The sequence below is a fragment of the Desulfuromonas sp. genome (assembly GCA_002869615.1).
Classification (GTDB): Bacteria; Desulfobacterota; Desulfuromonadia; order Desulfuromonadales; family UBA2294; genus BM707.
Genome location: PKUH01000116.1, coordinates 1 through 18,735, shown reverse-complemented (window position 1 = coordinate 18,735; position 18,735 = coordinate 1). Strand labels below are relative to the sequence as shown.

Sequence of the window (18,735 nt, the reverse complement as noted above, 5' to 3'; positions counted from 1 at the left end):
CTCGATCGCAAAGCCGGCATGAATCAGCACGTAATCACCGACCTCGACGTCGTCGATCATCATCAGGCTCGCTTCCCGGGTGACACCGTCGATCTCGCAGATGGCCATCTCGTCCTCGATCTTCATAACTTGCATCGGTATGCCTAGGCACATTGTATATCTCCAAATAATTCGAATGCGATCTTGACGCTGAGACGGAGAGCTGGGAAGAAACGGAGAGAGGGACTTAACTCTAAACTTCTCTCCGGTCTCTGCGCTTCTCCGTTAAATCGATCCTGTTTTGTTTCGGGCCTGTTCTTCCAGCCACGCATACCATTGATCAAGTCCTTCACCGCTGCGGCAGGAAAGCTCAAAAATGGTCAGCTCAGGATTGACCTTGAGAGCATAATCACGGCATTTCTCAATATCGAAATCGAGGTGCGGCAGCAGATCGATCTTGTTGATGACCATAACCTCTGCGGCCCGGAACATTTGCGGATACTTGGCCGGTTTGTCTTCCCCTTCGGTGGTTGAGAGTACGGCGACCTTGAACTCTTCGCCGAGATCGAAGGCGGCGGGACAGACCAGGTTGCCAACGTTTTCAATCAGCAGGATATCGGTTGCATCAAGGTCGAAATGCTCGACTCCGTGGCCGACCATGTGGGCGTCGAGATGACAGCCGGCCCCGGTATTGATCTGGTGTACCGGTACTCCGGTAGCTGCGATGCGATCGGCGTCGTTGCTGGTCTGCTGGTCACCTTCAAGGACGGCGAAAACGAACTTCTCCTTGCGCTCGGAGAGGGTTTTCTCAAGCAGGGTGGTTTTGCCCGAACCGGGGGAACTGACCAGGTTGAGGGCAAGCAGTCCGGAGCGTTTGAACAGCTCCCGATTCTTGGCGGCCAAGCGGTCGTTTTTGGCAAGCAGGCTTTCACCGACGCTGACCGTTCGACTCGAGTCGTGTTCATGATCATGGTTGTGGGTCTGTTTTTCGGCACAGCCGCAGTCAATACACATCTATTCGATCTCCACTTCCTTGACACGCAGTTCTTCGCCGCGGATCCGTTGTACGGCATAACTTTCACATTCCGGACAGTTGAAAGTCATGTTGTCCATACCGAATTCGCTGCCACACTCTTCGCAGCGGCCCAGCCCTTTGACGAAATTGATGATCAGGCGGCTTCCGGCCAGCATCGACTCCTGAACGCATGCTTCAAAACAGAACTCGACGGCATCGGGGATGACCCCGGATAATTCACCGATTTCGACGGTGACACTCAAAACTTTTTCAGCATGCTGCTCACGCGCCGTTTGCTCGGCAATTTCTACGATGCTCCGGGTGATGCCGAGTTCGTGCAATGTTCGCCTCATCTCTTCAGGAAATCGTTCGTTGAAACCGTCACTCAAATATATAGGGAAATGTAGTTGAAATGCAAGGATTTGCAAGGTTTAAAAGATTGTCGGCTTACCTTTGATCGGCTATTATCGTAGCGTTCGGTATTAAGGCCGATCCTTTTCCTCCCGGGTATGAAATGTCGATCAATTTCACAGAAGACAGAAGGTTCCAGGCCCGTGTGATCTCGTTCCTCTGCAGTATTATCTTCTTTTCGGTCCTCAACGGGACCATGTTCAATGTTGCGATCCCCGATATCGCGCGAGATTTCGGACTCTCGGCGGCCGAAGTCAGCTGGGTGATGACCGGCTACATCGTCGTTTTTGCCCTGGCTTCGGTGACCTACGGCAAGCTGGCAGATATCTATTCGGTCCGTCGCCTGATGGTTATTGGCCTCTCTCTGTTCAATATCGGGGCTTTTCTCGGATTTATTTCACACAGCTTTCCGGTCCTGTTGGCCGGCCGCATCCTTCAGGCCAGTGGTGGAGGCGCGATTCCGGCAATGGCGATGCTCGTCGCGACCCGGTATTTTCCGGTCACGGCCCGTGGTCGTGTGCTCGGGGCGGTAGCGTCAACCGTAGCCTTTGCCGCCGGGGTCGGCCCGGTGGCGGGCGGTTTTATCGCCGGCAACTGGCACTGGCGTTATCTCTTTCCGATCTCATTTGTCACCCTGCTGGCGATTTATGTCGCCCTGCACCTTTTGCCGACGGACGAGAAGCGCGAAAAAATATTCGACCTCCCCGGCGCGGTTCTCCTTGTCTTTGGAGTCGCCGCGCTACTCATCTTTGTGACCCAGCTTATCTGGGCGCTGCTTCCGGTCGCTGTTGTTCTGATCGGGGTCTTTATCCGGCATATCCTGCGAGCCGAGGATCCCTTTGTCAGCCCCGATCTTCTCCGGATCAAGCTTTTTCGGCGCGGTCTGATCTGTACCTTTCTGTCGGTTGGAACTGTTTTTGGCTATTTTTTATCGATCCCGCTTCTCCTCCGAATAGTCCATGCACAACCGACCATGAAGATCGGCCTGGTGATTTTCCCCGGCGCCCTGAGTGCCGCTCTTTTCGGTTTTGTCGGAGGAAGGATGGCTGACCGATTCGGCAGCGTACCATTGGTTTATCTCGGACTGTTATTTCTCTGCAGCGGGTACCTGTTGATGGCTAAACTGCTCGGGGTCGGCACTCTGTCGGTGACGCTTGTGCTGGTGATCTGTTATATCGGTTTCACCCTGATCCAGTCGGCTTTAGCCAAAACGGTTTCGACAACCCTGCCGGCCGAACAGGCTGGCGTCGGAATGGGTTTGTATAATCTTGTCTTTTTTACTTCGGGCGCCTTCGGGACCTCATTTGTCGGCCGATTTATCGATCTGTTCGATGGCCGGATTCCGGTTCTGGTTCGTTCTCCGGAAACTGTATTCAGTTATCTGTTCGTACTCTCTGCCCTGACGGTCGCGGCGGCAGGTCTTGTGTTCATGCTCAGTTTCGGGTTGGGCAAAAATCAGTAAATTCTTGACATTTCAGCTGTTTTGCCGGACAAAGGTGGTATTGCTCCGGACTCTTCACTTACGATAAGTCGCAAAGCATGAAAGCCGCGGTTTATATTTAAATCAGGCATGGGGTTGTTCAGAATGAGCCAGACAGAATCCGAACATCATGGCCAGAAACCCCGGATCTGGGCGGTCGGAGGCGGCAAGGGCGGGGTCGGAAAATCGGTCATAACGACCAGCATTGCCATCTCACTGGCTCGCCGCGGCGAACGCTGCATTCTTGTTGACGCCGATCTCGGTGGTGCCAACCTGCATACCTTTGTCGGCATGAACAACCCCGAGCGAACCCTTACCGACCTCTTCCGTAAAAATGTTTCCGGTCTTCAGGATATCCTTCTGCCGACAAAATTCGAGAACCTCTGGTTGATCAGCGGTGCCAAAGCATTGCTCGATATGGCGAATCCGGCCCATGTCCAGAAGATGAAGGTCATCCGCCAGATCTTTTCCCTGAATGCCGATCATATTTTTATCGATCTCGGGGCCGGCAGCGCCTTCAATGTGCTCGATTTCTTCCTGGCCGCACATGACGGCATGATGGTTATCATGCCGACTCCGACTTCGGTTGAAAATGCCTATCATTTCCTAAAGGCAGTCTATTATCGCAAGCTGAAAAGGGTCGTCAAGTCGCTCAATGCAGAGAAACTGGTCGATGAGGTTCTGGCTGAAAAAATCGAGCGAGGCATCCGTTCGCCGCGCGACCTGGTTCGTGATATCCAGTCGATCAACCCCGATATTGGCAAATCGATTGCCGAGAGTATGTCCGTTCTGGCACCGCGGCTGGTCGTCAATCAGGTCCAGCGGGGCGAGGATCTCGACCTCGGCAACAAAATTGCTCTGGCCTGCCGGGATTTTTTTGCTATCGACATGAAGGTCTCCGGCAATGTCCGGGCCGACGAGCGGGTTTTGTCGTCTCTAAAAGCCCGGCGACCGACCCTTGATATGTTCCCGAATTCACCTTTTGCCGACGATATTGAAAGACTGGTCAGGACGATGTGTCCGTCGACGGAGTTCAGAAATGGAAGAGGAACTTACGCAGAGTTATGAAGCGCTCGGGCTGATGCCGGATGCCAGCCTGCGCGAAGTCGAGCAGGCTTACAACAATCTCAGGGCCCTGTATGGCGAGGATTCTCTGGCGACCTATTCGCTGCTCGAATATGCCGACCGACAGGAGAAACTCGACACCTTGCAGGAGGCCTATGAGCGTATCCTTTCGGAGAAATTGATCAAGCGGGAGGAGCCGGTCACGCCGGATGCCGAACCGATCATCTGCAAACTCGAGCCGGTTGATGTGTCGGCTGACCCGGGCGAGGCACCCGGTTTTTATCTGAAGCAGCTCCGTGAAGTTCGCGGCATGACACTGCGCGATGTTGCTGATCGCACCAAGGTCGGCAGCTTTCATCTCGAGTGTATTGAACAGGAACGGTTTGATCGTCTGCCGGCACCGGTTTACCTGCGCGGCTTTGTCAAGGAGTTTGCCCGGACGGTCGGCGCCGAGGATATTGATGGCGTTACCGAAAGCTTCCTTGCGCGGTATCAGGAGAAGATCGGTTAGCTGCAAGGTAAAGGGGCTCCGGCTATGTCGAATCGAGACACGCCCCGAAGTTCAGGGAAGTGTCCCCTTGCAACCGAACCAAACAAAAGGGGCCTGATTCCTCAGGCCCCTTCGATTCATCTATTTTCCGACTTCTTTACATATCCAGATTCACCAGCGTCCGCCCTTTGAGCCCACCTTTAAGCATCAGGTCGATCTTCCCGTCAAGATCATCAAGTCCACACTCTTCGGTCAGATCAGTCAGACTGTCAAGCTTCCACTCACTCGCCAGCTTCTTCCAGAGCCTTAGACGCGGCTCCATCGGACACTCAACCGAGTCGATACCGAGTAGTGAGACGCCGCGCAGGATAAACGGAAAGACATTAATATTGAGATCAGGTGAGGCGGTCAGACCGCAACAGGTGACCGTACCGCCGTACTTTGTCGACTTGAGCGCCGCCGCCAGGTAGTCACCACCGACACAATCAATAACCCCGGCCCAACGTTCTTTCATCATCGGCCGCTCGGCCCCTTCAAGAACGGCGTCGCGACCGACCACATCAGCCGCACCAAGCGACTTCAGAAAATCTGCCTGATACGCCTTGCCGGTTGCGGCGACGGCGGTATAGCCGGCCTTGGCCAAAAGGGCGATGGCAACCGAGCCGACGCCGCCGGTGGCGCCGGTCACCAGGACTTCACCATCGTCCGGGGTAACCCCGGCATTGACCAAAGCCTGCAGCGACAGCCCGGCGGTAAAACCGGCGGTTCCGTAGACCATCGCTTCTTTCTGTGTCAGGCCTTCCGGCAGGGCCACCGCCCATTTACTCGGTATACGGATGTACTGACCGAATCCACCAGCGGTGTTCATTCCGAGATCAAACCCGGTCACCAGGACGTCATCACCCGGCTTGAACGCACCATCAGTACACTCGACGACCTCACCAGCCGCATCGATCCCCGGTGTGTGCGGGAAGTTGCGAGAAACGCCGGGGTTTCCGATCGACGACAGCGCATCCTTGAAATTAAGCGATGAGTAACGGACCCGAATCAGCAGCTCGCCAGCCGGAAGCTCATCGAGCGATCGTTCGGTAATTTTTCTTGTAAAATTTTTTTTATCAACCTGCTCGACCAACATAGCCCTGTAATGTTCGGACATTTAAACCTCCTTTGGAATCTAAAATCATTTTCGATTTGCTTCTTCGGGGTCTATTGTGACAGTATATGCAAATACGTCAAGTACATACTTTTTTGTACTGTAGTTACCAAAAGGATACTAAAGACATGAAGAGTGATCGTTGTGAAGAGGTTATCGCGGCGGAGAACCCTGATTACAACTGCGGGGTCGCCGTGACCCTGGAGCTGATCGGCGGCAAATGGAAGGGAGTCATCCTCTGGCACCTTTCACATAAAACACTCCGATTCAGCCAACTGAAGCGGCGACTGCCCGGGATTACCCAGAAAATGTTGACCCAGCAGCTCCGCGAACTCGAACGGGACGGCCTCGTCCATCGCCAGGTCTTTGCCGAAGTTCCACCCCGGGTCGAATACTCGCTGACCGAAACCGGCCGCACCCTCAAACCAACGCTTGAAAAAATGTGTGCATGGGGACGCCGATTTCACGAAGAGCGAAAATAATCCGCCTTTTTCTCCGAATCGAATCGTCTCTCAGTGGACCACTTCAGGCCTGCGCCGATCCGCACCACGGAACCGCCCTTGCATGCCGATGCGCACCGGATCGACCCCGAGTATGACCCAACCGCCAGACCTTCTGAACTTGTGAATTCTCCCGGTTTCGATTAAGTGCTGCAACACCGGCGCCCGGACCATCTCGGTCATGCCGTCATGATACATTACCCTGACCATCATTGCCGGATCTCCTTTCATCTTTTTTAAAATTTTACCACCTCGCCATACCCTGGCAAGCAAATGGTTTCAAGTTGAAACCGGTTTTCGCCAAAGGCCGATATTGTGTCCAGATCTTTTCAATACAGGCAGCCGTAAAACTTAAAGGCCGGTACGAAGATCCGTACCGGCCTTTAAGTTTTCTGAGACAAAACCTGCTACCGTTTTTTCTCTTGCGGTCGGATACAGACCGTTTCGCCAAAGTCGACCTTCTTTGTTCCCGCTTCGCGGTAATCGCTCGCTTCAAGCTGGAATATCAGATCGTGCTTGCCGATGCGGATCCGGTCGCCATCGTTCAGGGCCGCTTTCCAGCTGACAAAGCTACCATTCACAAAGGTACCATTGGTACTTTTCATATCCTCGACGTAAAACGGATAACCCTGCCGGTAAACCTCGGCATGAAAACGGGAAACACCGGGGTTGTCGATCTGGATTTCATTATCGGAATCCCGACCTATCCGTACCGTCTCCTTGGCCAACTTGACTTCCTGCTGGACCTTATCTTTGAAAACGACGAGCAATTTTGCCATGGTACATCCTCCGGTTGCGGGTTGCAGTATTTTAGCAGAGCGGGCCGTTAAAGACAAATGCGACGTATCATCAAAAGGCACTAATTATTGATTATTATTGACTTTTAGTTGACAGCTCCGCCTCCATATCCTATTAATTAATATAATTATCTTATGTAATGTTTTGCGAGGAGGGAATTGCTGACCGCCCGATCCGGAAGGCACCCCAGGCAATACCCCCACAAAAAATTTATAAATAACTGAATAACTTCGCTTTTTTTTACCGGGGGGTATTCATCTTTGAATATTCTATTTATCAATCCGTTTCAGTACCTCAATATAAACCGATTCATGCACCGCATTTTTCCGGTCGCCAACCTGACTCCGGCCTACATTGCTTCGCTGATTCCTGAGGAACATACGGTCAGCATTATTGATGAGGCAAAGCAAAAGATTGACTACGACACCCCGGCAGACCTGATCTGTATCTCGACTATCACGGTGAATGCGAAACGGGCTTATGCTGTCGCTGACCGCTTCCGTAGCCGCGGCAAAAAGGTTATCCTCGGCGGCTCCCACGCCAGCGCCCTGCCGGAAGAAGCAAAACAGCACTGCGATGCTGTCGCCATCGGCAACGCCGAAACAATGATTGACCGAATCATCAAAGATGCCGAAAATAACCGGTTGCAACCGTACTATCACAACAAAATCCCCGAAACAATCCCGGCAAAGGTTACCGGAACCGTCCGCACACGCTGGCAAACATCGATTCTCGCTTCCCGCGGTTGCGAGCTCCGTTGTAGCTTCTGCTCGTCACAAAACGTCTTTGGAAAGTTTTATTTACAACGCCACCTTGATCCGGTCCTCCGTGATATCGATAACCTTAAAACCCGTTACGTCAATTTTCTTGACTACAATTTCTACGGAGCCAGCCCGCAGGCCAATGCATTTTACGACCGGATCCTGGACGCTCTCAGTCGTAAAGATATAAGCTGGCTGGCCCAGGTCAGGTTGCAGGTTTTAACCGACGAGGTGTTGGAAAAGTTCAGGCAGAGCGGCTGTGCCGGTTTCCTGATCGGCTTTGAAAGCATCCATTCCGGCAACAGTAGAGATGTCGGCAAAAGGGTCGATGCCGAATATTTTCGCCAACAAATCGCCCGGATTCACGACAAGGGCCTCGGAGTTGTCGGCTCCTTTATTTTCGGTTTTGACGAAGACACTCCAGAGACAATTGACCAGACTATTGAATTCTGCATTCAGTCCCGGATGGAGCTCGCCGCTTTTTCTGTTCTGACTCCTTACCCCGGGACCAAATGCTATGACGATCTTGCGAAGGAGGGGCGAATTCTCACAAGGAACTGGGATCTGTACGATTCGGACCGGGTCGTTTTTCAACCGAAGAACTTTACTCCGGAAGAGCTTGAGACACATTTGATTCAGGCTACAAAAAGGTTCTATACCGCCAACTCGATCTATAAAAGACTCAAATTCGGGATGAATTACAATACTATAAAGCTCTATTTACTGCCGAACCTGTTGCGAAAAACGGCGATGACATTCCTCTGAGGAGAAATCGATGTTTCATTCAGGAAAACCCTTTACCCTGTTCTCCGGGAAAACGTGCCGGGCCGCTGCAATCCTCCTGCTGGCAATAATGCCGGTGTTGTTGAGTTTCGGTCCTGTTCTGGCCACGGAAAAGACCGCACGTATAATCCTGAACGACCAGACCGATAATTACATCCTTGGAAAGCAGATGGAGTTCCTTGAGGATCCGGACAAGTCATTAACCATTGAGGAGATCACCTCACCTGCCCACGCTGCAAATTTCATCCCGCACGACAAGGATTTCCCGAGTTTCGGTTTCACTGAATCCGCTTACTGGTTCCGCACCGAGATTATCAATCCTTACCCTGAAAAAAGGGACCTGATCCTTGAAGAGGTTCTTCCTTATATCGATTCCATCAAGGTTTTCCTGGCAGACCCGGAGCACCCGGGGCAACACATCATTAAGGAAGCCGGCGACAAAAAACCGTTTTACGATCGCGAAATCGAACATCATTCTTTTCTTTTCAAACTGACCTTCGAGCCGGAACAGGCCACAACCCTTTTCATCAGGGTCGAGAGCCGGGCTGCCCTGATGACTCCGTTCACCCTGTGGCAGTCTGAAACATTCTATACACATTCGGACAACATGGCATTTGCCTTCGGCCTGTTCTACGGAATCCTGGCGGTCATGGCGCTTTACACCTTCTATATCTACCTTCGGATGAAGGACAGGAATTATCTCTATTTTATATTTTTCATCAGTAGTATTGCCCTGATGGTTTCGACCTCGCATGGACTCTCATACCAGTATCTCTGGCCGAATTCTACCTATCTTGCCGAACGGATGCAGGTGGTCTGCATCAGTGCCATTCAGCTGTTCGGGGTTCTGTTCACTCGGAACTTCCTCAATACCCGGCAGTCACTGCCACGGATTGACAAGGTGCTTTACATGCTGTTCGTGTTGCACCTGCTGGTTATTGTCACCACCTTTCTGGTCGACGATGTTATCCCCCTGGCCAAAGTAACGATACTGGCCGTCCAGTTTTATTCACCGCTTCTCTTTATCACTGGTTTTCTCGCCTGGCGGCAAGGGAACAAGGCTGCCCGTTTCTACCTTCTCGCCTGGACATCTTCGATCATCGGTTCATATATCACCAGTTTCACCTTGCTGAACGTTCTGCCTTATCATTTTCTGCTGATCAATGCGGTTTCTATCGGTTTCCTCTTTGATGCCACGTTCCTCTCGCTTGCCCTTGCCGATCGTCTCTATGTTCTGCGCCAGGAGCGGGACAGAGCCAAACAGCTCGCTCACGATGCACTGCTGATGGCCAAGGACAATCTGGAAGAGGAAGTCGCCAAACGGACCGAAGAACTCGAACTGGCAAAAAAGGAAGCTGATCTCGCCAACCAGGCCAAGACCCAGTTTCTTTCGCACATGAGCCATGAATTGCGGACACCGCTGAATGGTATTCTCGGTTTTGCCGAGCTGCTCCTGACTGACACCGAGACCCCGCTGACCGAGATCCAGCAGCGCAATGTCAATATCATCCATGACTCGGGCAAGCACCTCAACGCCTTGATCGACGATATCCTCAACATCTCGATGATCGAAACCGGTCGTATGACCGTCAACCAGGAACCGATTTCGTTCAAGGACGATCTTGATCGGGCTCTTGTCGTCACCAGTACCATGGCAAAAAAAAGAAAGATCCAGGTGCACAACGCAACCGACGAGAATGAACATTACTGGGTCATGGCTGATTCGCTTCGTCTGCGCCAGATCATCATCAACCTGATTTCCAACGCCATAAAGTACAGCCCCGAGGGGAGTCTGGTGGTGGTGGCACTCGAGAAAAAAGAGGAGAAAATCCGTTTCTCGGTTAAAGACAGCGGGCCGGGGATTGCCCAGGAGGATCTGGAGCGGATTTTTGAACCGTTTACCCGCCTTGACACCAAGCGGGATGAAGTTGACGGGGTCGGTATTGGCCTCGCCATTACCCGCAAGCTGATTGAAATCATGAACGGCCGAGTCAGTGTTGAAAGCATCGTCGGTCAGGGATCAACCTTCATAATCGAGTTCGACGAGATTTTCCCGGACCCGAAACCCTTAGCGCAGGCGGTGGAAACAGATAAGCCCGAACGTCCGGACAACGCAACAAAGATTGCCGAAACCGACCCGGCAAAAATCCTTTACATCGAGGATAACAAGGCGAACCAGGTTTATGTCCAGCATATCTTCAAGCGCCGCGAAGATCTCAACCTGGTCTGTGTTGATTCGGGCCGGGAAGGGATTGAAAAAGCCTTAGAAATGGTGCCCGACATCATTCTCACGGACATACTTCTACCCGACCTCAGTGGCCATGACGTGCTCAAGGAACTCCGAAAAAATAAGACCAGCGAGGCAATACCGGTGATTGCCGTCTCGGCCAATGCAACCGAGGCGGATCTGAGCATCGGCAACCAGGCCGGCTTTATCGCCTACCTGACCAAACCACTCGGCATCGGTGAACTTCTCGACACTATTGACTCTGTTTTGCACAAAAGGAGCAGTCAAGGATCCGGAAAGGAATCTATTCCATGATTTCAGAACGAGAGATAATAAATGGCCGTATCCTGATCGTTGACGACAAACAGGAGAATATCCTTTTGCTTGAAGATATCCTCGACAAGGCGGGCTACCGCTCGGTTCTCAGTACGTCTGACCCGCGTGATGTTATCGACCTCTTTGTCAGTTTCCAACCTGACCTGCTTCTGCTCGATATCAACATGCCACACCTGAGCGGTTTCGAAGTGATGGAACAGATCAAGGCGGTTTTTGAGAGCGATTACCTGCCGGTCCTGGTCCTGACCGCTTACCATGATCGCGAGACCCGTCTTCATGCGCTCCGGCAAGGTGCCCGCGATTTCGTCTCCAAACCATTCGATAATGAAGAGGTCCTCTGCCGGATCCGCAATCTTCTTGAAGTCAACCTGGCCCATCGCCAGATCAAAAACCACAACATCCTGCTCGATCAGGAAGTCGAGGCAAAAACCCGGGAGTTGCATGAAACCCGTCTTGAAATTATCCGTCGGCTCGGCCTTGCTGCCGAATTCAAGGACCGTGAGACGGCCAACCATATCATCAGGATGAGTAGAATCTGTCAGATTCTCGGAGTCGCCCACGGTATGTCAGAGAATGAAGGCGAACTGATTCTCAATGCCAGTCCGATGCATGATGTCGGTAAAATCGGCATCCCGGACCGGATCCTGATGAAACCGGACAAACTGGACCGGAATGAATGGGCAACGATGAAAAACCACCCGGAAATCGGTTATCGGCTCCTCGACGGCCATTCCTCGGAAATCATGAACGCGGCCAAGGAAATCGCCCTGACGCATCATGAGAAGTGGGACGGCACCGGCTACCCGCGTGGTATCGCCGGCGAAGAGATTCCGTTGATGGGACGGATCTGCTCTCTTGCCGACGTCTTTGACGCCCTGACCTCAAAGCGACCGTACAAGAAACCCTGGAGCATGGACGAGGCAACGGCCGAAATCACCAAATACAAAGGCGGACATTTTGATCCGGACCTGGTCGATACCTTCCTCGCGGTGAAGGAAGATATCTATAACGTCTGCCATCATTATGCTTGATTTTTTTGACGATCGATAAGGAGAGGCCAATGGCAATGAATAAAAAACCGCGCTTCGAAGACCTGTCGCCGGCCGAACTGGCAGAGATCAACAATGGTGTCGGCCCGACCTGGCTCCCCGCATACCTACGCCAGTATGCAGGAAAAGTATTCGCCTTCCGGGTCAACGGCAGAAAAGTTGACTGGTATCCGCCAGGCGCACAGATTGAACACGATTTCGGCTATTCTGCCGGAGGTGATGTCATTTATCGCCACGAATGTGATATGCGCTTGCTGAAAAGCATGCAGGAAAACTTCAAGAAGAACCTCCCTGCAAAGATGCATTGGCAAGGGCTTCTGATCGCCGATGCATCCTACATCCTGCTCAGATTCCATGGTGTCAGCTCGTTTTATTTTTACGGCAAGGATGACCCTGTCCCGACCCTCGAAGAGGTCATAAAAAGAGCCAAAGGGGAGGATCCTGTGGACAATGTGCTCTGGAAGAAGTTTTTGCCTTTGATCACGATTCCGCTCGGCCTGGCGACCTTGCTCGGAATTGCCGCCATGTTCTCTGCCAGACAGATCCTTCTGACGCTTGTCCGGTTCGGCCAAACGCAACAGGAGAGTCCCGACAATGGTTAAAAAAAGGCCACCGGGAACCCGGCGGCCTTATCGATGGATCTATCGTCAATCGGACTACCCGATTTTTTCCTGACGCTCCTGCTCGGTCTTGCAGTCGATACACATGGTCGTGACCGGCCGTGCCTTGAGCCGGGCAATCCCGATCTCTTCTTCACACGATTCGCAAAAACCGAACTCCCCGTCCTCGATCCGCTCCAGCGCTTCGCGAATCTTGCCAATCAGCTTCCGTTCGCGATCACGGATACGCAACTCGAAATTACGGTCCGATTCGAGTGAAGCACGATCGGTCGGGTCGGGGAAGTTGGCCTTCTCGTCGGCCATTTCGGATGCCGTCTTGCCGGCATCTTCCAGCAACTCATCCAACTGCTTTTCCAGAAGTTGTTTGAACTCTTTCAGTTCTTTCTTGTTCATCCGATGCTCCTGTCAGAATTCGCTCAAACTAAATGAAAACAGTGTTTTTGTCAATAAAAATACCGGCTGATTTTCACGTGTCAAACAAACTGCAGAACCAGAATGATCGCCATCAAAACCACGGCAAACCAGCAGGAAACGATATCAGAGCTTTTAACCGGGGGCGCTTCAGCCATCCGGGCGGTCTCCTCGGTCACCGATTCGGACGGAACCTTTTCGAGAAGGTTTCGAACCATTTCGGGGAACTCGGCGTAAGCATTTGAGAGGATCAGAAAGCTCTCCGTACTGCTCAGGGTTATAAAAGCCCGTTTCTTGACCAGTATTGTCTCGACCGAGGTAATCTCAGCGAACCGAAGGCTTTTTTGCCGAAACGGTTTGAACACCGTAACCTGCTCGTTATCAACACCGACCCGGCGAAAAAAACTTTCAACAAAAAGAGCACTGACCGGCACAAGCAGTATCGCAAGGATAACTGCCTTGACGGTCGGCTGGCCCTGCGCCAGAACAACAGCAAAGAGCAACAGGGTCAACAGCAGCAGGATCCCGAGCGGTGCCAGAAAGGATCGGCGAATAGTATAGGATTGCATGCTTGAGAAACCTCCGGTCGGTTAGCTCTGTTCAGGCCGAGTCCACTCGCCGCTTTTTCCACCCCGCTTTTCGAGCAGGCGGATCCGGCCGAGAGTCATTGAACGATCAATAGCCTTACACATATCATAGATTGTCAGGGCCACAACCGAAACGACTGTCAACGCTTCCATCTCAACCCCGGTTGCTCCGGAGACTCCGACGGTCGCCCGGATTTCGAGCTCGCCGGCGGTCGTGTCGGAATGAAAGTCGATCCGGACCGAACTGATATTAAGCGGATGGCAGAGCGGGATCAGATCGGGCGTTTTTTTGGCCGCCATGATTCCGGCCAGGCGCGCGACATTAAGGGTGTCGCCCTTTTCTATTTCATCGTCGAGAATCCGCCTCAGGGTATCGGGCTGCATCGCCACGACCCCGGAAGCGACCGCTTCCCTCCTGGTCACTGCCTTGCTGCCGACATCGACCATAATAGCATTACCCTGCTCGTCGAAATGCGTCATTTTCTCAGTCATAATCATCGACCCTTTCAACCCGAAAAAAGTGAATCGAGCATATCCGATACGTTCCTGACCCCTATCAACTCAATTTCCTTCTCTGCCTTCATCCCTTTAAGGTTACCCTGCGGCAGATAACAGCGATCAAAACCGAGCCGCGATGCCTCCTTGATGCGGAGTTCCGGCTGCGAAACGGCCCTTACTTCACCGGCCAGGCCGACTTCACCAAACACTACGGTTCGCGCCGGCACCTTTTTATTGAGATGGCTCGAAGCGAGGGCCGCGACCATTCCGAGATCGACCGCCGGTTCATCGAGCCGGACACCACCGGCAACATTGAGAAAAATATCCTGAGAGAGCAATGACATGCCGGCCTTTTTCTCGAGAACCGCTACCAGCAGTGAAGCCCGGTTGTGATCGATGCCCATGGTCGTCCGCCGCGGCGTGCCGAACGAGGCCCCGGATACCAGGGCTTGCAGTTCGACCAGAATCGGCCGACTCCCTTCGAGCGACGGCACCACCACCGAGCCGGCCGCATCCTCGGGGCGTTCGGCGAGAAAAAGCTCGGACGGATTCGGAACCTCCTGGAGGCCGTGCTCGCGCATGGCAAAGACCCCGATCTCGTTGGTCGAGCCGAAGCGGTTCTTGACCGCTCGCAAAATCCGGTAAGGGTGCCCGGCATCCCCTTCAAAATAGAGCACCGTGTCAACCATGTGCTCCAGCATCCGGGGGCCGGCGATTGCACCATCCTTGGTCACATGGCCGACCAGGAAGGTCGTAACACCCTCCCCCTTGGCGAGCTGCATCAAGCGGCCGGCACACTCCCGGACCTGGCTGACGCTCCCGGGCGCCGATTCGAGAGTACCGGTAAAAATGGTCTGAATCGAATCGATCACCAGAAAATCGGGTTTAACCTCGCGGACCCTTTCCAGGATCGACTCGAGCGACGTTTCCGGTAGCAGAAAGAGGTTGCCGGCCTTGACCGAAAGCCGTTCAGCTCTTAACTTGACCTGCCGATCCGACTCCTCGGCTGTCACATAGAGGGCCGTTTTTTTCGTAGCGAAGAGTCCGGCCGCCTGCAGCAGCAAAGTCGATTTACCGATACCGGGGTCACCACCGATCAGGCTGAGCGAACCGGGAACGACACCGCCGCCGAGGACCCGATCAAGTTCTCCGATGCCGCAGCGGCAACGATCTTCGTCGCTCGCCGAAACTTCGCCAAGCGGCTTGACTGTCGCGGCCGGAGGGGCGACCCGCGCCCCTTTTTTCGCGATCGTCACTTGCTCTTCGGCCAGACTGTTCCACTGGTTGCAGTCGGGGCATTTGCCCATCCACTTCGGGCTCTGGTAGCCGCACTGCTGGCAGGTGTAAATTGTTTTTTGTTTCAAGAATCAACTCTCCTGATGAGAATAACTTTATAAATCTATGCCGATCGCTATCAGCTGTCAATCTTCAACCGGTTTTACGGCATTAAATTTCTACACAAAACTATCGATAAAAACTCAAAAATCTGATATTTTATAAGGCCTTACGACTAATTGTTCCAGGTAATGTCCCGAATACCAGGGGGGACTAGACGGAATTGGAGTGCTTGAAAAAACCTGATCGCTTCTCTGTTTCGGCGGTTGTCCGACAATTGCTGCGTAACACAGGTTTGCCCAATATCCAGCGCCGCAACAGAATTCCCCGCACAAAACCCTTCTTTACGATTTCCATTCTGGCACTTTTTCTTTGCTTCGCTTCAACAAGCTTTGCCTTTTCCCCTGCTTTCCGCGATGCCAGCTTCAGCACGCCTGGCGGACAACCAACAAACGTTACGATACAGCGCCCTCTTACATTGCAAGGCGATGTCATGATTGCCGTGGTCACCATACTATCGCCCGACAACGGCCTGACTGTTGCGGCACCATCTGGTTGGGTCCACATCAGGCAGGATTTTTCGAACAACATTTCACAGGATCTGTTCTATAAAGTCGTAACCGCGACCGAACCAACAAGCTATAATTTCAACTACGGACAAAGCAAAGATGTCGCAGGCACAATCGCCTCTTTCTGGCAGGTCGATACTACCACACCAATTGACGATAACAGTGGACAGTACAATACCGGCGGAACGCCATCAGCCCCGGAAGTTACCACGACAGTCAGCGATACCCTGCTAGTCTTTTTTGTTGGTGTAACCGATGGTGGCAGTGTGAATCCCCCAAACACAATGATTGAACTCTGGCACGCCTCGGGAACAACGGGAAACCAGGGTTTCAGTGAAGCATTCTCGGGACCCGGTACGACCGGAGCACGTTCATCGACAACCGGCAACGAAAACAACACGATCGGCCAGCTTATTGCTCTTCGACCGGCCAACGACATCACCCCCGGTTCTGCCGGGACAGTCATGTTCATCACGAGGAACAACGGCTCTTATACCAGCTTTGAGCAACTGCGCGTTAACCATATCGAATCGTGGGGATACTCGGTTTTACCTCTGTACGAGAACGCAAGCGACCCAGAGTATGATGCCGCTATCAGCCAGTCAGATGCCGCCTATATTTCGGCCAACGTTAATGCAAACTCATCCAACTCTGACTACATGCGCAATTCCTGTATCGGTGTTCTCAACGAGGAAGCAACCCTGATTGACAACCTCTGGCTTGCTTCCTCGGCCACGACGACCAGTAACCCGCAAATCGAAATCTGGAACAACTCCCCTTATATAACTCAACCATTCACGCTCGCTGAAAGATATCCATTATTTCTCGTTAGTTCAAATGTCTATTACCGTATCAATGGAACGATTGCTCCGGGAGCCGAAATCCTCGGTGTCACACCAGCAACTGGTGGCGACCCGAACCTTCTAACCCTTGATGTCGGTGCGACAGCATATAACACATCACTGCCGTCCCGTGGCCGTCGAGTCGAACTGCCATGGGGCAACTCTAACGCTGACTTTACGCAAGTAACGGCAAGCGGTCTGCAACTGATGAAGCGCTCTCTCGAATGGGCGGCCCAGAAGAACACCTGCTCCTTCCTCTACAAACGGGCCTTCTCCTCAGACGGCACCCCGATCATCAACAGTTCCAGCCTGCCGACAGGAAGTGAAATCAAATTCCTCCTGTACATTAACAACAAAGGTGCCCTTATCAGCGACATCAACGTTCTGGATGTCCTCGACACCACCACCTTCAGCTATGTCGAAAACAGCCTGAAAATGGACAACACTGTCGGCGAATGCGCCGCCAACACTTGCACGACCTTTGAGGAAGGCCTGATCTTCTCGGCGGTCGATGACAACCTGCCTCTCGACAAGAGCATCAATAACGACGGCGTGCTTTACGATGACATCAGCACCATTGAGGCTGGCGAAGGCACAGCCGGCAACGGTCAGGTCAACGTAAACGCCAATTCGGTCTGGGCACTCCTCTTTTCCGTCACCATCAACTGACGGTCCCCACCATGGGGGCCTTGAACCATGCAGCTCCAGCGTATGGAGCCAACTGTTAACTGCACCACGAAAGGAGAAAAACGATGAAGAAACACCTGGAAACGATCTTTGGCACGTTGCGCAGCGTTTTGCTGGCAACCGTCACCGCGGCCATCATTTTCGGCCCAACATCAGCCTTGGCGGCCGATAACCAGGCGACTTGGAATGTTGCCGGCGCAGCCCAGACACCCTCGAACATCGTCTCCATCAGTAGCGTCGATGTCTCAGGACTGTCACTGGTTAAGGCCGCCTTCCTAACCAGCGACAACTCTGCTATCTCATCACCAGCAACTCTTCCGATCGGCACTTCGATCGACTTCGTCATCTACATCGACAACGATACCGGCTTTGCGGTCAGCGACGTTAACATCAACGATCAACTTAACGCTCTGTTCGCTTACCAGTTACCGCCGGCTTCAACGATTAAGGTTTACAACTTGACGGGAACTGGCGCCACCGCACAAGCAATCTACGATGACGTTCGGAATCTCGGTACGGCCCAAACCAATGCCACTGGTGATGATTTTGCCAGTTACGATGCACCGACAACGACCATCAGCGCCGGACGCATCGCTGGCAACACCCAGGTCGATCTGACTGTCGGTACCGTCTGGGCGATGATGTTTACCGTCGTCCTGCAGTAAACAGAGAGCTTTTGACCTGATCGTTTCTTTCTCCAGGTGATTTTGCCCCGGCTGCTTCATTGGGAGCAGCCGGGGAACACTGCCTTGAAAGAGACGGCAACACCACCGGTCTATCGACCGGAGCGGAAAGGACGATGTCCACGTGGACAGCGCTATCGCGCTTCCCGTGGCACTTCAATGCGCACAAGAGCTTTCTGGATAGCCGTATTCCTGGCATTCCTGCTCGTGGTCGGTCCGCCAGATCTTATGGCGGCAACCAACCGGGCGCTGGGAGGTATCGGCGGCATCAACAACGGCACCTTGATCGGTGGCGACGGGACCGGTCCGTCCGAAATCACCATATTCTCGACCCCGCTGGCCCTTATCAAACAGGCCCGCGATCTCTCCGGCAACGTTCTTGCCGACAACGCAAGCGTCAACTCCGGCAGTGAAATCTGGTTCGTCCTCTACGTCGACAATCCGACCGATGGCCCG

Annotated in this window: 21 protein-coding genes; 11 read left to right on the top strand and 10 right to left on the bottom strand. The window is 53.0% G+C overall.

Annotation, left to right across the window (positions count from 1 at the left end; genetic code table 11):
- The 3 genes from hypC to hypA all read right to left on the bottom strand — a co-directional run.
- On the bottom strand, positions 1–153 hold a 153-nt coding region (gene hypC, locus C0623_14405; protein PLX97862.1), incomplete at its 3' end, for a HypC/HybG/HupF family hydrogenase formation chaperone.
- A 111-nt stretch (positions 154–264) separates the two neighbouring features.
- Positions 265–993, bottom strand: a complete 729-nt coding sequence (gene hypB / locus C0623_14400) for a hydrogenase accessory protein HypB (protein PLX97860.1) — start codon at positions 991–993, stop codon at positions 265–267.
- On the bottom strand, positions 994–1,335 hold the full coding sequence (hypA, locus tag C0623_14395; GenBank protein PLX97859.1) for a hydrogenase maturation nickel metallochaperone HypA: 342 nt from the start codon (positions 1,333–1,335) through the stop codon (positions 994–996).
- A gap of 173 nt (positions 1,336–1,508) precedes the next feature.
- Between hypA and C0623_14390 the strand changes: the two genes are divergently transcribed.
- The 3 genes from C0623_14390 to C0623_14380 all read left to right on the top strand — a co-directional run bounded on the left by C0623_14390 (position 1,509) and on the right by C0623_14380 (position 4,461).
- Positions 1,509–2,867 (top strand): MFS transporter, encoded by a 1,359-nt coding sequence (locus C0623_14390; protein ID PLX97858.1) that lies wholly within the window; start codon positions 1,509–1,511, stop codon positions 2,865–2,867.
- Between the two features lie 108 nt (positions 2,868–2,975).
- Complete coding sequence (locus C0623_14385) at positions 2,976–3,953, top strand: ATP-binding protein (protein ID PLX97857.1); 978 nt, start codon at positions 2,976–2,978, stop codon at positions 3,951–3,953.
- Positions 3,925–4,461, top strand: a complete 537-nt coding sequence (locus C0623_14380) for a hypothetical protein (GenBank protein ID PLX97856.1) — start codon at positions 3,925–3,927, stop codon at positions 4,459–4,461. The genes C0623_14385 and C0623_14380 overlap by 29 nt, the downstream gene beginning before the upstream one ends.
- A 136-nt stretch (positions 4,462–4,597) precedes the next feature.
- Here the strand turns inward: C0623_14380 and C0623_14375 are convergent, their stop codons facing one another.
- On the bottom strand, positions 4,598–5,596 hold the full coding sequence (locus C0623_14375) for an oxidoreductase (GenBank protein ID PLX97855.1): 999 nt from the start codon (positions 5,594–5,596) through the stop codon (positions 4,598–4,600).
- Between the two features lie 125 nt (positions 5,597–5,721).
- On the opposite strand from C0623_14375, the gene C0623_14370 reads away from it, so the two are divergent.
- Positions 5,722–6,075, top strand: coding sequence for a transcriptional regulator (locus C0623_14370; GenBank protein ID PLX97854.1), 354 nt, complete (start codon positions 5,722–5,724; stop codon positions 6,073–6,075).
- Between the two features lie 30 nt (positions 6,076–6,105).
- On the opposite strand, the gene C0623_14365 is transcribed toward C0623_14370, so the two are convergent.
- Positions 6,106–6,306 (bottom strand): hypothetical protein, encoded by a 201-nt coding sequence (locus tag C0623_14365; GenBank protein PLX97853.1) that lies wholly within the window; start codon positions 6,304–6,306, stop codon positions 6,106–6,108.
- A 194-nt stretch (positions 6,307–6,500) separates the two neighbouring features.
- Positions 6,501–6,872, bottom strand: coding sequence for a hypothetical protein (locus C0623_14360; GenBank protein ID PLX97852.1), 372 nt, complete (start codon positions 6,870–6,872; stop codon positions 6,501–6,503).
- A 279-nt stretch (positions 6,873–7,151) separates the two neighbouring features.
- Between C0623_14360 and C0623_14355 the strand changes: the two genes are divergently transcribed.
- Genes C0623_14355 through C0623_14340 form a run of 4 tightly spaced genes read left to right on the top strand, consistent with a single transcriptional unit; the run spans position 7,152 to position 12,649 of the window.
- A complete protein-coding gene (locus tag C0623_14355) occupies positions 7,152–8,417 on the top strand; it encodes a hypothetical protein (GenBank protein ID PLX97851.1) in 1,266 nt (421 codons plus the stop codon).
- Positions 8,418–8,427: 10 nt separating this feature from the next.
- Complete coding sequence (locus C0623_14350) at positions 8,428–10,977, top strand: hypothetical protein (protein PLX97850.1); 2,550 nt, start codon at positions 8,428–8,430, stop codon at positions 10,975–10,977.
- Positions 10,974–12,029 carry a two-component system response regulator gene (locus tag C0623_14345; protein ID PLX97849.1) on the top strand — a complete coding sequence of 352 codons (1,056 nt, stop codon included), beginning with the start codon at positions 10,974–10,976 and terminating at the stop codon, positions 12,027–12,029. The genes C0623_14350 and C0623_14345 overlap by 4 nt, the downstream gene beginning before the upstream one ends.
- A 29-nt stretch (positions 12,030–12,058) precedes the next feature.
- Positions 12,059–12,649 (top strand): hypothetical protein, encoded by a 591-nt coding sequence (locus C0623_14340; protein PLX97848.1) that lies wholly within the window; start codon positions 12,059–12,061, stop codon positions 12,647–12,649.
- 54 nt (positions 12,650–12,703) lie between these two features.
- Here C0623_14340 and dksA read toward each other — a convergent pair whose 3' ends face one another.
- From dksA to C0623_14320, 4 genes are all read right to left on the bottom strand, one after another.
- On the bottom strand, positions 12,704–13,060 hold the full coding sequence (gene dksA / locus C0623_14335; protein PLX97847.1) for an RNA polymerase-binding protein DksA: 357 nt from the start codon (positions 13,058–13,060) through the stop codon (positions 12,704–12,706).
- A gap of 80 nt (positions 13,061–13,140) precedes the next feature.
- Positions 13,141–13,647 (bottom strand): hypothetical protein, encoded by a 507-nt coding sequence (locus C0623_14330; protein PLX97846.1) that lies wholly within the window; start codon positions 13,645–13,647, stop codon positions 13,141–13,143.
- 21 nt (positions 13,648–13,668) lie between these two features.
- The gene (moaC, locus tag C0623_14325) at positions 13,669–14,157 is read right to left on the bottom strand and encodes a cyclic pyranopterin monophosphate synthase MoaC (protein ID PLX97861.1); all 489 of its coding nucleotides are present in this window, start codon (positions 14,155–14,157) and stop codon (positions 13,669–13,671) included.
- A 14-nt stretch (positions 14,158–14,171) separates the two neighbouring features.
- Positions 14,172–15,527 carry a DNA repair protein RadA gene (locus tag C0623_14320; GenBank protein PLX97845.1) on the bottom strand — a complete coding sequence of 452 codons (1,356 nt, stop codon included), beginning with the start codon at positions 15,525–15,527 and terminating at the stop codon, positions 14,172–14,174.
- Positions 15,528–15,991: 464 nt separating this feature from the next.
- On the opposite strand from C0623_14320, the gene C0623_14315 reads away from it, so the two are divergent.
- From C0623_14315 to C0623_14305, 3 genes are all read left to right on the top strand, one after another.
- Entirely contained in the window at positions 15,992–17,578 is a 1,587-nt protein-coding gene (locus C0623_14315) for a hypothetical protein (GenBank protein ID PLX97844.1), read from the top strand.
- A gap of 83 nt (positions 17,579–17,661) precedes the next feature.
- Complete coding sequence (locus tag C0623_14310) at positions 17,662–18,261, top strand: hypothetical protein (GenBank protein PLX97843.1); 600 nt, start codon at positions 17,662–17,664, stop codon at positions 18,259–18,261.
- 177 nt (positions 18,262–18,438) lie between these two features.
- Positions 18,439–18,735: hypothetical protein (locus C0623_14305; protein PLX97842.1), on the top strand; the 297-nt coding region annotated here is incomplete at its 3' end.

Bases quoted from the DNA above. Each gene is read 5' to 3' on its own strand.
- hypB (PLX97860.1), bottom strand. From the start codon at position 993: ATGTGTATTGACTGCGGCTGTGCCGAAAAACAGACCCACAACCATGAT.
- C0623_14390 (PLX97858.1), top strand. From the start codon at position 1,509: ATGTCGATCAATTTCACAGAAGACAGAAGGTTCCAGGCCCGTGTGATC.
- C0623_14385 (PLX97857.1), top strand. From the start codon at position 2,976: ATGGGGTTGTTCAGAATGAGCCAGACAGAATCCGAACATCATGGCCAG.
- C0623_14380 (PLX97856.1), top strand. From the start codon at position 3,925: ATGGAAGAGGAACTTACGCAGAGTTATGAAGCGCTCGGGCTGATGCCG.
- C0623_14375 (PLX97855.1), bottom strand. From the start codon at position 5,596: ATGTCCGAACATTACAGGGCTATGTTGGTCGAGCAGGTTGATAAAAAA.
- C0623_14370 (PLX97854.1), top strand. From the start codon at position 5,722: ATGAAGAGTGATCGTTGTGAAGAGGTTATCGCGGCGGAGAACCCTGAT.
- C0623_14365 (PLX97853.1), bottom strand. From the start codon at position 6,306: ATGATGGTCAGGGTAATGTATCATGACGGCATGACCGAGATGGTCCGG.
- C0623_14360 (PLX97852.1), bottom strand. From the start codon at position 6,872: ATGGCAAAATTGCTCGTCGTTTTCAAAGATAAGGTCCAGCAGGAAGTC.
- C0623_14350 (PLX97850.1), top strand. From the start codon at position 8,428: ATGTTTCATTCAGGAAAACCCTTTACCCTGTTCTCCGGGAAAACGTGC.
- C0623_14345 (PLX97849.1), top strand. From the start codon at position 10,974: ATGATTTCAGAACGAGAGATAATAAATGGCCGTATCCTGATCGTTGAC.
- C0623_14340 (PLX97848.1), top strand. From the start codon at position 12,059: ATGGCAATGAATAAAAAACCGCGCTTCGAAGACCTGTCGCCGGCCGAA.
- dksA (PLX97847.1), bottom strand. From the start codon at position 13,060: ATGAACAAGAAAGAACTGAAAGAGTTCAAACAACTTCTGGAAAAGCAG.
- C0623_14330 (PLX97846.1), bottom strand. From the start codon at position 13,647: ATGCAATCCTATACTATTCGCCGATCCTTTCTGGCACCGCTCGGGATC.
- moaC (PLX97861.1), bottom strand. From the start codon at position 14,157: ATGACTGAGAAAATGACGCATTTCGACGAGCAGGGTAATGCTATTATG.
- C0623_14315 (PLX97844.1), top strand. From the start codon at position 15,992: ATGATTGCCGTGGTCACCATACTATCGCCCGACAACGGCCTGACTGTT.
- C0623_14310 (PLX97843.1), top strand. From the start codon at position 17,662: ATGAAGAAACACCTGGAAACGATCTTTGGCACGTTGCGCAGCGTTTTG.